15 protein-coding genes are annotated in these 16,513 nt (G+C 45.4%); 2 read left to right on the top strand and 13 right to left on the bottom strand.

Annotation, left to right across the window (positions count from 1 at the left end; genetic code table 11):
* On the top strand, positions 1–769 hold a 769-nt coding region (locus DKW60_RS08740; RefSeq protein ID WP_146203456.1), incomplete at its 5' end, for a GGDEF domain-containing protein.
* Positions 766–2,049 (top strand): ABC transporter substrate-binding protein, encoded by a 1,284-nt coding sequence (locus DKW60_RS08735; protein ID WP_109837273.1) that lies wholly within the window; start codon positions 766–768, stop codon positions 2,047–2,049. The genes DKW60_RS08740 and DKW60_RS08735, both read left to right, overlap by 4 nt.
* A gap of 42 nt (positions 2,050–2,091) precedes the next feature.
* Here DKW60_RS08735 and DKW60_RS08730 read toward each other — a convergent pair whose 3' ends face one another.
* The 13 genes from DKW60_RS08730 to recG form a co-directional block, all read right to left on the bottom strand.
* Positions 2,092–2,760: a sensor domain-containing diguanylate cyclase gene (locus DKW60_RS08730; RefSeq protein WP_281271834.1), complete on the bottom strand. Its 669-nt coding sequence runs from the start codon at positions 2,758–2,760 to the stop codon at positions 2,092–2,094.
* Between the two features lie 2 nt (positions 2,761–2,762).
* Complete coding sequence (locus DKW60_RS08725) at positions 2,763–3,017, bottom strand: PAS domain-containing protein (protein WP_109837271.1); 255 nt, start codon at positions 3,015–3,017, stop codon at positions 2,763–2,765.
* Between the two features lie 139 nt (positions 3,018–3,156).
* Positions 3,157–3,666 carry a DUF3465 domain-containing protein gene (locus tag DKW60_RS08720; protein WP_245929649.1) on the bottom strand — a complete coding sequence of 170 codons (510 nt, stop codon included), beginning with the start codon at positions 3,664–3,666 and terminating at the stop codon, positions 3,157–3,159.
* A gap of 22 nt (positions 3,667–3,688) precedes the next feature.
* Positions 3,689–5,080 (bottom strand): GTP-binding protein, encoded by a 1,392-nt coding sequence (locus DKW60_RS08715; RefSeq protein WP_245929648.1) that lies wholly within the window; start codon positions 5,078–5,080, stop codon positions 3,689–3,691.
* Positions 5,010–6,485, bottom strand: coding sequence for a GTPase (locus DKW60_RS08710; protein ID WP_109837269.1), 1,476 nt, complete (start codon positions 6,483–6,485; stop codon positions 5,010–5,012). Before DKW60_RS08710 ends, DKW60_RS08715 begins: the two co-directional genes overlap by 71 nt.
* Before the next feature lie 523 nt (positions 6,486–7,008).
* Positions 7,009–8,199, bottom strand: a complete 1,191-nt coding sequence (locus DKW60_RS08705; RefSeq protein ID WP_245929646.1) for a DUF58 domain-containing protein — start codon at positions 8,197–8,199, stop codon at positions 7,009–7,011.
* Positions 8,200–8,329: 130 nt separating this feature from the next.
* The gene (locus DKW60_RS08700) at positions 8,330–9,298 is read right to left on the bottom strand and encodes an AAA family ATPase (RefSeq protein ID WP_109837267.1); all 969 of its coding nucleotides are present in this window, start codon (positions 9,296–9,298) and stop codon (positions 8,330–8,332) included.
* On the bottom strand, positions 9,295–10,497 hold the full coding sequence (locus tag DKW60_RS08695; RefSeq protein WP_109837266.1) for a DUF4350 domain-containing protein: 1,203 nt from the start codon (positions 10,495–10,497) through the stop codon (positions 9,295–9,297). Before DKW60_RS08695 ends, DKW60_RS08700 begins: the two co-directional genes overlap by 4 nt.
* Positions 10,494–12,092, bottom strand: a complete 1,599-nt coding sequence (locus DKW60_RS08690; RefSeq protein ID WP_146203455.1) for a hypothetical protein — start codon at positions 12,090–12,092, stop codon at positions 10,494–10,496. Before DKW60_RS08690 ends, DKW60_RS08695 begins: the two co-directional genes overlap by 4 nt.
* The gene (locus tag DKW60_RS08685) at positions 12,043–13,038 is read right to left on the bottom strand and encodes a stage II sporulation protein M (RefSeq protein WP_109837264.1); all 996 of its coding nucleotides are present in this window, start codon (positions 13,036–13,038) and stop codon (positions 12,043–12,045) included. The genes DKW60_RS08690 and DKW60_RS08685 overlap by 50 nt, the downstream gene beginning before the upstream one ends.
* A complete protein-coding gene (locus DKW60_RS08680) occupies positions 13,035–13,667 on the bottom strand; it encodes an RDD family protein (protein WP_181389628.1) in 633 nt (210 codons plus the stop codon). Before DKW60_RS08680 ends, DKW60_RS08685 begins: the two co-directional genes overlap by 4 nt.
* A gap of 69 nt (positions 13,668–13,736) precedes the next feature.
* A complete protein-coding gene (locus DKW60_RS08675; RefSeq protein WP_109837262.1) occupies positions 13,737–14,087 on the bottom strand; it encodes a hypothetical protein in 351 nt (116 codons plus the stop codon).
* 226 nt (positions 14,088–14,313) lie between these two features.
* Positions 14,314–16,389: an ATP-dependent DNA helicase RecG gene (gene recG / locus DKW60_RS08670; RefSeq protein WP_281271832.1), complete on the bottom strand. Its 2,076-nt coding sequence runs from the start codon at positions 16,387–16,389 to the stop codon at positions 14,314–14,316.
* Positions 16,390–16,513 lie beyond the last annotated feature (124 nt).

Here is a 16,513-nt window from a genome sequence, read left to right as displayed (position 1 = left end):
AAATCAACGAATGGCTATGGTTTTTCAATCGTGGATTTCTAAATTGTCGTGTACAGAGCACTTAGTCTATGAAGCATCGCTCTATCAAAATCGATACTTGCGAGTTATTTACGCCATGATTTTTGCTTTAGTGCTGATTGGAATGTGGATTATCTGGTACTTCACGCTCAGACCATTGGCTGATTCACTCGCTACTAGCTATGAACAAATCGTGGCTAAGAATGCCCGGCTGGACTATCAAGCAAATCATGACTCCTTAACAGGGCTGCTCAACCGGGCTGCATTTAGTAACAAACTTAAAAAAATAGAGTGTAAGCATACGAGTATTAAAGCCTGTAGTCTGGTGCTGATTGATCTTGACCAATTTAAAGAAATTAATGATCTACTGGGTCATGATGTCGGCGATAAAGTGTTAATTCAGGCAGCTAAAGATATCACTAAAGCACCCATGCGTAACGAGTCAGCCTACAGACTTGGTGGGGATGAGTTTGCACTACTCTATGATAAAAAGGTTGATCAGGATCAGTTAACGAAGCGTTTGGAGAGTCTGATAGAGGAGATAAAAAAACCACGCCAGATCAGCGAATATGACATCAGGTGTAGCTGTAGCATTGGGGTGGCGTTTGGGCACCAGCAAGGCTGCAGTAGCTTTAAAATGTTGTTTAAAAGAGCTGACACTGCGTTGTATGAGGTTAAAAGAAACGGACGGGACGGCTTTGGCTTTTACAAAGCTGATACCGTCGGGCCAGTATTTGCCAGAAGCTTATGAATTTATTTAAACACTCACTGATCATCACTTGTTTGAGTACTAGCCTGCTACTGACATCCGCTAGTCAGGCCAAACAAGCTGAGGTCGAATTAATACATTGGTGGAATCAACCGGGTGAGATTGACGGTTTAAATGTCATAAAACGAGCGGTTGAAGCGCGTGGCGCTAAGTTTATCGAAACCAGAGTCCCAAGCTGGGAGAAGCTTCGTTCCAGCATTATAAGTCGTATTACCAGCGGTTATGCACCTGCTGCAACTCAGTGGCTTGTTGATGAAGATATTTTCGAGCTGCGCAGTATCAATGCTCTAGAGCCACTACCGACCTTGCTTAATGGCAATGCAATCAAAGATATACTTCTGGATGAAGTGTACAGAGAAGTGACCAGTAAAGATGAGCTGTTGAGCTTACCGGTTGGTATTCATATCCAAAACCATACCCTCTACAACACCAAGATTTACACGGAGTTGAGCTTACCCTTACCAACAAGTTGGGAGCAAGTATTAGCGCAAGCGCCACTCATTAAACAGGCTGGTTACGTTCCGCTTGCTGTAAGTAATGAGCTGTGGCAGTTCGATATTCTGTTTAATGCCATTATGATGGAACAGCTGGGTTTTGCACGCTTTCAACAGCTCTATCAAAAGCATCAATCAATGAAGCATCTTCGTGAGCCGTTCATCAAGAGCATGAGTATATTTCGCAAACTCAAGATACTGAGTGACCCAGAGCAACCGTATCGTGATTGGGCAAGATCTGCCAGAATGGTTGGTAAACAACAAGTGGCTATGCAGGTTATGGGTGATTTTGCCAAGGCCGAATTGACTAACATGGATTTGACCGCAGGCAAGGAGTTTTTATGCTCTCTTAGTCCGGGTTCCAATGGCAATATGATTTATGCAATCGACTCATTTATGATGCTAAATGTGGATGAGCCCCATCTTCAACAGGGTCAGAAAATACTGTTGGATGCCGCACTGGATAATGAGGTACAGATTCACTACAGTCTAAAAAAAGGCAGTATTCCGGTGACTAAAGTTGCTCCTGATAAGCTTGATGTTTGTAGCAGGAAGAGTTACCAGCTCTGGCTGAATACAGAGAAAAAAATCAGTACATTTCTCGGTGTATCAAATCCACTACGCTCGTCCTTTTTTCAGACGATGTTGAATAAGGCTTGGTATCAGAATGATATGACGTCGGCACAACTCATTGATGAATTGATTGAGATTGATGAATCAACGTTGAAGACAAAGCATCGTCGTCAGGGAAGGGCATCTTTGCATTGATACTGTGGCTTCTTAGTTACGAGCTGTTTAATGCAACCAAGCTCAGGCTAGATCACAAATGCTGGTTTCAGGCTCAAATTCGCGTACCTGATTACGTCCATTATGCTTAGCGGTATAAAGCGCCTTGTCAGCTCTTAGCATCAGGTCAAGTGGTTTGGTGTCAGAGATAACGACTTCAGACACACCGATACTGGTTGTTATTCTAATCGCGCCTTTTTCTGTGATCACGCTAGCCGCTTCGATATTACGGCGTAGGTGTTCAGCCATCAGAGCAGCACCGGAAGCGTCCTTGTTCGGGATCAATATACTGAACTCTTCGCCACCCGTTCTGCCAACACTGCCGCTAGTGTTGAATACTTTTTTGCAGATCTCAGCGACTTTACAGATCGCCTGATCACCGCAGTGATGACCGTATTGGTCGTTGACGGATTTAAAGTGATCAATATCAATGGCTAAGACAGAAAATACTTCGCCAGTATCCTGAAATTTAGCAAATGCATCCTCAAGCAGCTGGTCAAAAGCCCGACGATTTAGAAGGTCACTGAGCGCATCGTGACGACTCATCTCATCAAGCTCTAATTCACGTTCCTTGCTTTCAGTGACATCGCGTTCAATGGCGGCAAAGTGAGTCACAACACCGTTTTTATCACGCAGGGGCAGGATACTCATTTCAAGCCAGTAAGCGACGCCTTGCTTGCTATAGTTGCGAATCGTTACGCGTGTTGATTGTTGTTTTTAAGGGCATTTCGAATGATGGTTTTGGTTTCAGGATTGACGTCACCTTTTTGTAACATGCGCGGGTTTTTGCCAACGGCCTCTTCGAAGCTGTAACTGGTTAAGTCAGTAAAGGCTTTATTAACATAAACGATTTCTGGGCCGGGCAGGGTATATGGGTATGCTTTAGTGATGACGATAATGTCACCAGCTTCTTCAACAACGTCCTTAAAATCAAAACAAAATTCGTTCATGAGGTTTGGCTACTTTGGATGTGGGTTTTGCACTCAATATAGCTGGGGGTGCATTATTATTTTAGTCCAAAGTAACACGAAACCACTGAATCGATAATTAATACCCTAAGCTATGGCCAGAACTTATACAGTGAGCAGCTTATCGGTAATACTTTCCAGCTGCGTATATATAACCTTCTTGTTTACGGCCTTTAGGGTCATGATGTGTCCAGTGCAAGACACCACCGCGATTGTTCCACTCGTAGCGACCTTTAATGGTGACGCTATCACCCTCCCTGACTGGTGCACGTGGCGCTAAATCAATATTGTGAGCTACGAGTAATGTGACATCTGGTGCCAGTTCGAATAAGAACTTCTGGTGTTGGCTACCTTTAGTGTCATCTTTCAGGATCTTGATCACTGTGCCTTCAGCAGTCATCCAGAAGCGTGAGTTGACATCTTCTTTTGCTGCGCGAATTTTTTTGAGCAGGGCAGCCTGATTTTCAAGCTTTGGTGAGTTGCCAGCTTTACCCTGAGAGGACTCGGCCTTGCTAGGAAATTGATTGAAATTTGCTGAGCCAGCGTCATCAGATTTGGTGAGGTAGTTATAGCCACCGACTATGGCCGCGACCACCACGCCAGCAGCGATACGAACCAGCTTATTCATCATCCTTCGATTATTAAACCGCATATTATTTTTTGCCCTGTTTTAAATACGTCATAATTTCTTCTTTGGCTTCTTTCATCACAGAATCACGGTCAAGACTGTCCAGAATCTCTGCAACGGCCAGTTTGGGGCCGCTATCACCCCATGACTTACCCTTGGCCAAATATTTCTCTGCCGCGCGTCCAATGACCAGCGTGCTATACCAGGCAATCGCGCCCTGAGCGGCGCCTGTCAGTACAGTGGATAATCCAGCGGTGGTGACTTTAAGTGCTGATGAAGCCAGATTAACAGCCCAAAAAGAGCCGTAAAGTAGAATCATTTGTGCTGCAATACTCTTAATCAGTTCACCCGCCTCCGATTTACTCATCGGCAAGCCGTAAATACGTGATAAGTGGATGATCATGCTGACGTCAATCGCAACTGCAGCGACCAGATCTGCAACCGGAATCGGGTTTAATGCAACCGCCACACCCTTGGCCACGCAGTACATCTTGATGACGCGTTCACCAATTTCTTTTCTGATCTCTAGCATGCGCTCGCCGACTTGCTCACTTAGCTGACCTGCAAACATCGAGGCATTGAGCGCAGAGAGTGTTTTTCCTTCAGCTTCGACAATGTCCCATAGGCGCGTTTTTAGGTTGATCAGATCAACGGGCTTTTGCCGTGTTGATTCGTGTTCATTGCCAAACTCATCTTCACGGATAATGATCTGAGTACCGGGTGATGCAGCCGTGAAGACAATATTTTCAGGGGCGATAAGTCCGCTGACGCGGTCACGAATGATTGTGCGAAGGTCAATAAGTTGTGACTCGTTGTATTGGTCCGCTTTGTTGACGACTAAGATAATAGGGCGGTTGGTTTCCGCAACGGTTTGTAGGGCTTTTAGCTCAACATCGGTTAAATCACTATCAACCACAAACAAGAGTAAGTCAGCGCGGCCTGCCACTTCATGGGCTAGTGCTTCGCGCTCTTCGCCGTCGATTTCATTAATTCCGGGTGTATCGATGAGGTAGACACCACCGGCGTCAACTTCCTTCCAGGCTTCCATATCAGCAGTTTTGGTTTCGCCATGTAATAGGCTGACACTAAATACTTCCCGACCGATCAAGGCATTCAATACAGAAGATTTACCCACACTCACGCGTCCAAACACTGCGATGTGTAACTGGCCTTGTTCCAGCTTGTCGAGCATTTGACGAATCAGTTGGTAGTCTGCCTGCAGGCTTTCCCGAACTGCTTCAGGTACGCGCTCATCGTTGAGTAACTGACTCAGGCTTTCTTTTGCTAAACCAAGATGGTTGTCACCATTTTTTTCTGGCTTATCTGTGTTGACAGCTGACGCTGCATCACTTGTGTTCTTCTCGTTGTTCGAAAACCAGTCTGGCAAATAATTTTGCACGTGATTCCAGATTTTCACTCAACATCTCCTTAAAAGTCAGTGCTGCTGGTGCAGCTCGTAGTTGACCACGTTGTTCCAGGGTTTTAGTCACCGATTTGCCCAATGCATCAAAAATCATTCCGTACGCTACAGCGTGAACTAATCCGCCTGCCACTGTGCCAATCCCCGGAAAAGCTTTCAGACCATTACCGGCAACAGCCAGTATGATAGGAATACTCTTTTTAAGCTGATCCTGACTAAAGTCTAAAAACTTATCGATGTCTAGCTGCTTAACAGGGGCGTTATAAAGCTCACACAAGTCTTTGACCATACGCGTTCCCAAATATCCCTGAACCACGATATCTGCGCCGGGGCTGACAGAAGCCATAGCACCCATGACCGCTTTGCGGGTTGAGCTTTTGACGATAGCGGCGGCTTTTTCTTGTCGGAAGCCAACTTTTTCTGCATCAAGTTTTTGTTTGACGAGTACAAAGACCGAGGCGTCGCGAAGTTGGTTCAGCAGACCACTTTGTGTATCAATTTCTTGTTGAACCGCTTCTGCTAGTTCTTCTATTTTCGCTTTACGAGGTCTGACTTGTACCGATTCAACACCATTCTTATCAATGCGTATCACTTCTTCTTCACCGCCGGATTGCACAAAAACAAGTTGCGCATCACTTTCAATTCGCTCCTCAAAGCGTTGTTTAAGCAGTTGTTTTTCTTCGTCGTTATAACGATCGCTTTTGTTCAGAGCAATAATGAGCGGCTTACCAAAACTCTGTAGTTCTTTAATGTCATTGAACTGAGTGCGTGATAAGTCTGAATCCGTCACGTATATCACGATCTGTGCTCGCACGGCTTCATCATTGGACAGTTCATCCAGCGAGCCGCTGGCCTCATTTCTCCCCGGCAGATCCGTCAACACTAAACGATCTCCGGATGAGGATGACCAGGTATATTGTGAGATTTCCTGTGTGGAGCCACCTCGCACGCTAATATCGATTTCAGCATTCGGCAATAAGCTTTTGATTATAGAGCTTTTACCGGTACTCACATTTCCAAACAATGCAACAAATATGGTACCCGTTTCCTTGCGAGACTCTAATTCTTCCAGCTCACGGCGCAATTGTGCGGTATCCATGCCTTGTTTTTCAGCATGTTCAATATCTTCAATTACACTCTCTTTACTAATATTATCAATATCATGCGAAGAGTTTGTAGATACTGGTTTAAGTAATTTCCAGATTAACCAAATCGTTGCTAATACAAATGCAACTATTATTGTAGTGTAGGTATAGAACAGGGTGGGAGGCAGGAGTTGCATGCGGTCCCAAATATCCAACACGCTGCGGGTCGCAAAAAAGATAAATAGCAAAAACAGGACTGATGCAATGGCAACCAGCAGCGCGAGTACGCGTCTGAATGAAGATCCGGCTTTTTTCATGATTGAGTGATTGATTAATAGAGTGTGAGAGAGTTTATCATGCTGTCGATGTTGTGGTTTATAAATATGAGTGCTGATAAATTAATCTATAAACCGTTTATCTCTTATATTTAACGCTTAGTCGAGCGCAGCAATGATGAGCGGTCGAAATTAGATAAGTTAAGACTGTGCCGTAACTACTAACAAACACGTTAACGATAAAAAGGATTTTATGAGACGCGTTTTATTTCAGGTTCTTGCTATCTCAGCGTGTGCTGAAGGTCCCCCATAATAACAACTCAGCTGTTATCAGTTTGGTACATGCTTTTGCACTGTAGCTAAACCAATCCACTTGCATTTTGGTTAAAACAGCGCTGACCGTGCCCCGAGTCTGTAAAGCCTTTTGGTATCTTCGATATCATCCGCGATGAGGTAGAGCAGAATACCACTCCATGGACATCGGTTATCTTCCTGATGAGTTTGATGTGATGATGCAAAAATAATTTATAATCTATCTGAGCATCAAGCTACATCAGGATTTACTTTAAAGTTTCCCACTTGCTTTTATGCCTAAGTAACTGTTTATTAGAGAAACACCTAGCTGCTGCGGCTCCACATCAACCGCAATGACACCTTGATTACTTAATCGATCAAACGCAGCTTTGCGTTCCTGCAAATAGTGATGAATGGCACTGGTTCTGAGTGCCTCAGTCATGTCTATTGGTGCATCTTGTAGGTTTTGATCCAGCGCTTTCTCTCTTAAGCTAGCCACTAGTACCAGATGTCGTCGCTTTAATAGCCCGACAGCTGCCTGAAGTTCTGCATTATCTTCATCGCGTATATTACTGAGAATAATCACTAAAGAGCGCTTTTTGTGGCGCACCAATAAGTCACTGGCAGCTTGGGTATAGTCAGGTGCTGCGGTTCCGGGCTGGAGATCATAGACCGTGTTTAATAGACTTTGAATGGTGTGGTGACCTTTTTTGGGCGACGCCCAGCGGCTACTTCCACCAAAGGTATTCAGTCCAACCGCATCGCCTTGTCTGAGAGCCACATACGACAGCATCAGTAATGCGTTCAGTGTGTGATCAAAGTGAGATAGCCCTGCGTCTCTGGCACGCATACGGTGTCCACAGTCCAGTAGAAATATAATCTCTTGGTCTCGTTCGTCCTGATACTCACGTGAAATTACTTTACGAATCCGCGATGTTGCTTTCCAGTCAATCTGGCGCATGCTGTCACCTTCACGATATTCACGGAGTTGATGAAAATCCTGACCTTGCCCACGTCTGGGCTTTTTGATGATGCCCATCTGGCTTAGAAAATTATCCGTTGCCAGTAGCGCGATATGAGGGATTGCTGCGAAGTTAGGGTAGACGTGTATCTCACCCGCTAGACTCATTCGATAATCGCGCTGCCAAAACCGCCAGCGTGACCATAGATGTAATTGCACACCGATAAACTCATATTTGCCACGTGCCTTTGCAGTGACCTGATATTGAATTTTGGCATTGCCATCAGCGGGTAAACTCAGATGAACCGGAAGACCTTGTGCTTCTAGTTCCAGCGGGTAATGATCGTAAAGATCAAAGGTGCAGGGATATTTAGAGTGGTTGATAACAATCAGGCTAATCGTGCGTTTAACGCCGAGCGGGATTGAGTTTTGATACTCGCGGTTAATCTCCGGAATGCCCCGCTGATAAAGCAAAAATAAATCTAGCAATACCAAAATCATTGCGCACCCAGATGCTACTTGCCAAACAAGTATCATAGGTGACCAGAAGCTACCTAGCAGCGCAAGGAGTGTCAATGCTGCGAGGAGCTTATAGAGCGAGGTTCCGGGTATCGGCAAAGTCATTACGTAGTTATTGCCTTGGTGCGTCAATACTTTGCAAAACTGACTCCAAAATCTGGTCAGTGGAATACCCCTCCAGTTCCATTTCTGGTGCTAAGGCAACACGATGACGCAGTACCGGCAGCGCGACGCTTTTAATATCATCCGGTGTAATAAAATCACGTTGTTGACATAAGGCTTCAGCACGCGCGGCACGAATTAAGGAAATACTACCTCTCGGACCTGCGCCTAGACTAAGCCCTTGCCATTGGCGTGTCGCTCTAACTACATTGACCGCATAGTCAATTACTTGCTTATCAGCCTGAATATTGGCAGCCATGGATTGCAGCGCCAGTATGTCTTGTGGCGATGCAACAGCTGAGACATTTGACAGATTGAGCCCATCACCTGTCTGTTTATTGGTGACGGCTGCAACCATCAGGCTTTCTTCATCCAGAGCAGGGTATTCTATGTATAATTTTAGTAAAAAGCGGTCAAGCTGTGCCTCTGGTAGTGGGTAAGTGCCTTCTTGTTCCAAGGGATTTTGTGTCGCTAGCGTCATAAATGGCAAAGGCACGGGGTGAGAATGTCCGTCGATTGTCACTTGGCGCTCCTGCATTACCTCAAGCAAGGCAGATTGAGTTTTAGCAGGTGCACGGTTGATTTCATCGGCTAATAGCAGGTTTGTAAACACCGGACCACGGCGCAGATTAAATTCGTTACTCTTTAAATCAACCATGGTGTGACCCGTGACATCAGCTGGCATCAAGTCAGGTGTGAATTGTATGCGTGAAAATTGCCCTTCAAAAGTCTTTGCTAAGGCGCGGACTAATAAGGTCTTTCCTAGCCCAGGTACTCCCTCGATTAACACATTGCCACCGGCTATGAGTGCTAACAAGCTTTGGTGGATCACAGCTTTTTGTCCAATGATGGCATGACTCATTTCAGTTTTTATCGAGTCGATTAATTGGCTCGCTTGGTCTGCTTGCATGCTTGTCATACTGTTGTCCTGATTTGTTCGAGTTGTTTAATCACTTCAGTAAATTCATGTGGATTATGGCTAATATCCCCGTGAAGTAACTTAAGAACATGTTGCTCTTTTATTGAGAGGCGCTCTGCCAGTAGCATCGCTTGTTGATCATTATTCATGGCTTGCCAGCCGGGAATGCGCTGTATCAAACGCTGTTGTACTGCTGCCCGGGTGCTGTTAACCAGCATGGATTGTTGCTTGAGCTGCCAGTAGTAATTACCACTTGCATCAATGTGCTCCATCAGATTGCGACGATCCTCATCATCTTTTGGAATCATTGGCCCAAATCGACGTGAGACTCTCAACACCCACGCTGCGAATAACACGGCCAACATAATGCACAGAGCCCAAAAGTGTTGCCAGATAATTTTGAACAAGTTGGGCATTTCATCCGAGTGTATCAGCCAGACTGCTTTGATGGGCGAGGATGTGTTTGCATGGACCAGGTACCAGAAAAGTTCAGCGTGGTCATAGTCATCAATGCTGTAGTTTTCAATGAAGGACAAATCAGAGACCAATGTAATCAGTCCTTGTCCGGCTTTCTGTTGAATGATGAAGTTCTCATTATTAATCTTAATTTGTGTTAAACCGATTTGTTCATTGTCACTGTCTAATAGAAGACTTTGGAAGTAGTCTGAGCCAACTTTTAGGGTTTTACCTGCGTCAGTTAACTGGATTTCTGTATAGTCTTTTTGTTTGAATGGGATGCTCTCGCCGGTATGAACTTTGAGATATCGCTGTAATGGGTCAGAACTTATTTTTGAGCCGTTGTCAGATTCCTCAAACGCATCCTCTGCCCGCTCCGGATCAAAGAACTCCCAATCAGATACGCCTCTGGAAATGAGGTGTCCGCCAGATTCTACCCACGTGATGATTTCATCAAACTGCTGTTGTCGCTGTGTGTAGCGAGATGTGTCGATAACAATCACGGTGTCAGTATCGGGCAGGGAAGAAAGGCTTTGCAAGCTCTCTAAGGTTTCTGTAGGTATACCCATGCCTTTCAGAAACAGGCGACTGGCGTATAACGGGTTTTGTCTGGCTTCACCCGTTAACGGACGCCAATCCTTTTCTTCTTTATATTCAAAATTAAGTGAAATTGCCCACAATACTAACCCGATACCGACCGCTACTGCAGCCGCGATCAGACCTTGTCTGAGCTGTGTGTTCATTGTTGCTCACCTGATGAGCTACGAGTACTGGCAAATTCACTACTCCAGTTGCCCAGTAAGTAACTCATTCGCTCATTGCTTGGGTATTCATGCGCATAGGCCACTTGAACCCAGCTTTGAGTGAGTCTTTGCAAATACGTATGGCGAGTTTCAGAGAGGGCGGACTGACTCAGTTTTAGAATATCGCCTTCAGTATGGCTGTGTTCCAGCGGTAACGATTCTTGGTTAACTAATTGTGCTAGCGCGCAGCGATATAAAAGGCTCAAGGTATCACGAACTTTACCCTCGCTCCACAGTGCGCTTGCCGCAGCAACGACATCACCGGGAAGATTCTCTTTACGAAGATCCATCCCAAACAAAATATCAGGCTTAAGTATTTCGGCTTCTTCTGGCACGCGAACCAATAATGGCATCCAGCGTTTTCGGTAGATATAAAGTGCGATAATACCGACGGCGATCGCAATCCATAATGCATACTCAATGATCATGGCGAATATCGCAGAAAATGTTCCCGCCCAAGGTGGTGTGGACTCATCTTCAGACAGATCATTGTTTTTCAGGCGCCAACGCTTGACGATTTCCTCTTGCTTGAGGTGCTCGTTTTGCATGACCGCATCTATTACCGCTCTGGATTCACTCACATCCAGGCGTGTCTCGGAAAGATGTTCTGTATAGCTGGACTCAACTGACGTATCTTCATTGTAGTCGTCATTCGCATAGCTGGTTTCAGCGCTAATGCCTGTCACGAACAAGACCATCAACGCCCCTGTTATCGCTACGCTCAGTGCCTGTTTTAATTTACTCAGACGATTAGCCATCTTTCTAAAACTGAGTTCGATATCCCATGCTTCCAGTTGGGTGCGTCGGTTTAGGTACATAGCAAAACTGGCGGCTATATAAAAAGGTTCAAGGAATACCATGACCATCACAAACCCCATGACTGCGATGACTTCAACGGAGTAACCAATACCTGTCAACTGGTTTGAGATAAGCTTATAGAATAAGTCTTCTGCGTAATATTCCGGTATGAATAACCAGATCAGCATAAAGAAGGAAACTGTCAGAATTAACTGGAAACTAAAGATAGCAATATTTAGCCAGATTGCCGGGGAGTGAACGTTGGCCAGCAATAATTGCTGACGATCCCGGCGGTCTTTGCCTCTCAATCGTTCCAATTGCCAAATGGGTAATCGGAATCCCCGACTCATTGAAAACCGACGCCATGTTAATTCGCTGAATAACCCTGAATGCAGCACCAAATCCGGCAATACTTTTAAGCTAGCAGACCATGAGGGGGACTCGCCAAACATTTGATGACTAATCACATACAAAATTAGCCGGTGATAAAGTGGCTTCAGCCACCACAGAATCACCAGACTGACCCAGTAGAATTCGTAGGGAACCAGTAACAATAGCACGGTGATTATTGCAAGCAACAATATAGCCAGGGGCGTATAAATACTAATCCACCACGCTCGTACCATGGCAAAACCAAGATCAATTGCTTCCCAAGGTGAGCGACTGCGAATATTGGCTGTGATGGTCTCAAGCTGCATGGTGATACCCTCGGCCAGCAAACCAAAAATACGCGACAACTAATGCCCAGAAGAAGGCCGCTACACTGTATTTTATGCCAACAGGTAACACCATTGATGACCAGAATGCCTCAACAAAGGCAGCAATAATAAATAACGTTGCTGCACCATACATGATCTTGATGCCGATTTTTCCGTTATCGATTAGGGCTTTAATGCGTGATTTTCTGCCCGGCGCAATCAACGCCATGGCTAGTTTGAGACCGGCGGCACCAGAGATCACAATGGCTGTTAATTCAAAGGCACCATGCCCCAGAACAAATCCCCAAAAGGTTTCAATAAATCCTAGCTGAGTGAGGTGGCCAGCGACGGCACCAATCACGACGCCATTGAATAACAAAAAGAATAGGGTGCCTAAGCCGTACAGCATTCCACCGGCAAACACCTGAAAACCAATACCGGTATTGTTACGTATGTAGTACCCAAACATCAATAAATCAGAATCTGAGCCACGCTCACGGCCAATCACATCATTTGACGGGTCGTACATCGACTCCATAGAGCGTACGTTTTCGGCATCTAGCACGCTGTAAACCAATTCGGGTATAAACTGGATGAGTCCGATCATCACAAAAAACGGTAGGTAAAAGAGCGCTGAGGCGATGGCCATTACACGCCACTCTTTTCTCACTAATGCCGGAAACTCTGAGGCAAAGAATGTCAGAATCGATTTTAAAAACTGACTGCGGCTGCCATAAAGTGCCTGATGGCCTCGAACGACTAGTCTGTTTAAACGTTCAACAAGCACCGGGCTGTACATGCGTGAGTTTGCCAAGGCGTAATGCTGGCAAATCTGCCTGTAGGCTGTTGGTAAGTCGAGACTCTCAGGAGTCTCCTCACCTTTACGTTTTCTTCGTGGCAAGGCGCGATAATCGAGTACTTGCTCGAAGTGCTGCCACAGTGACTCATGGCGCTGAGTAAATTGTTCCTGACGACCTGAGCTCATCGCTTACCTATAATCCATCGGCCAATACCAGACAGGTAGTCGGCAGCAGCTGCGCGATCGCCTACCAATGGACCACTGAGCTTGGCTAATTCATCCGCACGCTCTTCACTGAGCATTGGTCTGCGCTGATAAAAACTAATTAGTGCTTGTTGTTCATTGAGTTGAAGTGGTACGGGTGGTACGACGGGGGCAATTGTTGTTTCTTCGGATACCCTGTGTTCGGTATCCTGGTGTAACACGACAGTGCCTGCCACGATGTCACCGATTCTTTGGAAGCGTGAATTGCTCAACAAGCAAATAAGACCGAAGCCGTAGCAGAACGGCATAAAGTCTACGAAACGCAGTAGGTTACGAATCAGCGAAGAAACCGGTGTGACCGGACTGGCATTTTCCTGAGCGACATACAGACCAAACATGGATTTGCCGGGAGTTTTTCCCTGATGAAAAATCTCAAAGTAGACGGGATAAAACCATTCAATAAGAAATGCAAGTATCAAGAAAACACCGGTACCAGCACGGTCAAAAAAGCTTAGTGCCCACAACATAGCGAACATCACAGTGCCACGAATCAAACTATCAATAAACCAGGCATAAAACCTCAACACCGGACCTGCCGGTGCGAGTTTCAATGCAATGCCTTCAGGGGTATTGATGGAATAAAGTGTGTCTATAGTCGCTGGAGTATTAGTGATAAAGCGCTACCAATTAAATTTATAACCCAATTCAGCAGCGACTAAACCATTCGTGATATCGCCAACTTTCGGTGTTGCCATGATATTAGCAAAAAAGCCGGTCTCTTTCCCAATTCTTAACTTCAGCGGTGGTGTGCAAAGCCAGCGTCGTTTTTCATGTTTATGACTATACCCTTTATAGGCACAGTTTAAGCCTATCATAGGTCTGAGGTAGCCATAATAAAGCCAGCTCTTATGTGATACATTGCTGGTTAACATGTAGCTGCGCAGGCTGTACGAGTCGACGAAAGTAGACATAGTGTTTTCATAGAGCCAATCGTTTCTCTCAAAATCCTGTGAAAAACCAAAGTATTTCATGTGCCCCTCGTTTGTGTCAGGATGGTCACTGTTCGTGTGGTAACTTACGCCCGCAAAATAGACACTTTGGGTAGGAACAACCGTACAGCCAACACTTATATAGGCAATGCACAAAATTAGTCCCAGTGTTCTTATCTTCATTTTCTTGCAACTCTTATTATATTATTAGTTTTCAGTTGACTGAATGTTTGTTTTGGCAAGCAATAATGCTTTAACTACTAGAATTCTATACTTTAATAAAAACTTCGGACTGTCGAATCCAGCGTTTAATTAATACACTAATTGTTTCAGGATATTCTGCCAATAACAAGTCTGCTGTTTTTTGTATTTCTGGTAGCATGGCTTGATCACGTACCAGATCTGCTATTCTAAATTGCAACTCTCCTGTTTGCCGAGTTCCAAAAACTTCTCCTGGTCCACGAATCTCCAAATCAATCTGCGCAATTTCAAAACCATCACTACTATTACGCAAAGCATCGAGACGCTTACGGGCTGTTTTTGATAGGGGTGGCTGATACATCAAGACACAACTACTTGCCGCACTGCCTCTGCCGACACGCCCTCGTAACTGATGCAATTGTGCTAGTCCTAAGCGTTCTGCATTTTCTATAATCATGAGGCTAGCATTCGGGACATCAACGCCCACTTCAATAACCGTTGTCGCCACTAACAGTGAGATCTCCGCAGACTTAAATTGTTGCATGATCTCTTGTTTTTCTTGAGCTGACATCCGTCCATGAACTAATCCCACACGGACACTTGGTAGCTGTTCTTTGAGCATGGATTCTGTTTCTTCGGCATTTTCACACTGCAGTGCTTCAGATTCCTCAATCAGGGTACACACCCAATAAACCTGGGCGCCACTTTCACACACTGATTGAATACGACTGATGATTTCATCACGTCGGCTATTGGCAATCACGACCGTTTTAATCGGTGTTCTGCCCGGGGGAAGTTCATCAATGATGGAGTAATCCATGTCCGCATAAGCCGTCATGGCTAAGGTGCGTGGTATAGGTGTAGCAGTCATCACTAATTGATGAGGATAGCCAATTTGTTCATTACCCTTGTCGCGCAGTGCAAGACGCTGCTCTACACCAAAACGATGCTGCTCGTCGATAATGATCAAACCTAGTTTGGCAAAGCTGACATGATTTTGAAACAAGGCATGAGTTCCTACGACTAAGTGGCTCATCCCCAATGCTGCGCGCTCAGACTGGTCGCGACGCTCCTTGGCTTTTTGTTTGCCGGATAAGCTCCCAACCTTAAACCCAAGCGGTTCCAGCCATGCTTCAAAGCTTTTCAAGTGTTGTTCGGCCAAAATTTCGGTTGGTGCCATGAGTGCTACCTGATACCCAGCCTCTATAGCCAGTAGAGCGGCAGCTGCAGCAACCAGAGTTTTACCAGAACCAACATCCCCCTGAACTAATCTGGACATTGGTGAAGGTTGTGCCAAGTCATGCTTAATTTCTTTGATAACGCGTTGTTGTGCCTTGGTCAGTGCAAAGGGTAATGATGCCTGCAACGCTTTTAGTGGAATACCCTGAGGTTTCATCGCTATACCGGGCAGCGCATGCACCTGAAGTCTGAATTGCCTCAGGCTAAGTTGATGAGCCAACATTTCCTCAAACGCGAGTCGCTTAATGCCGGGGTGTTCGCCATCTAACACAGCTTGGTTGCTTTGTGCATCCGGTTGGTGAATATCTTTAAGTGCATCGCTCAAGGCTGGCATATTGTGTTTTGATCTCACGTGTCCGGGCAGTAAGTCTTCGATGCCTGAGAGTTTCTTCAAGGCTTCACCCATCAAACGTCTTATGGTGCGTTGCTGCAGACCTTTTGTAGCGGGGTAGATCGCTGTCAATGTGGATGCCAAGGGAGCAGGGAAGTCATTGTCCAGTAAAGTGTATTCCGGATGAATCATTTCAGTCTGATACATCGATTGCCTGATTTCTCCAAAACAACGAATTTTTGTTCCTTCGCTCAGGCTTTTTTGCTGGGCTGCTCCAAAGTAAAAAAATCTGAGCGTGAGCTTTCCTGTCCCATCACTGATACGTGACAACATCATACGACGACCACGGAATACGACTTCGGTATGCTCAACAACCCCTTCAATCAGTACATTATGGCCGCCTTGCAGGGTCGCGATAGGCTGAACGCGTGTGCGGTCCTGATATTGGCTTGGCAGATGAAACAATAAATCCTGAATTGAAGAGATATTTAATTTTTCAAGATTTTCTGCCATTTTTGGCCCCACCCCTTTTAGGGATGTCACGGTGTCTAGCAGAGGGTTATCAATATGCACAGGAAGCCAGGATTTAGAGTTATTTATTAAACACCAATTATAGACGACTGATAACGGGGTTGCGAATTCGTCTAACACTAATGCAGCGCTCTAAGGTAGTATTAGTGCTTAGATCAATCACACC

The sequence above is a fragment of the Leucothrix pacifica genome, assembly GCF_003172875.1.
Classification (GTDB): Bacteria; Pseudomonadota; Gammaproteobacteria; order Thiotrichales; family Thiotrichaceae; genus Leucothrix; species Leucothrix pacifica.
This window is presented reverse-complemented; position numbering and strand designations above follow the sequence as displayed.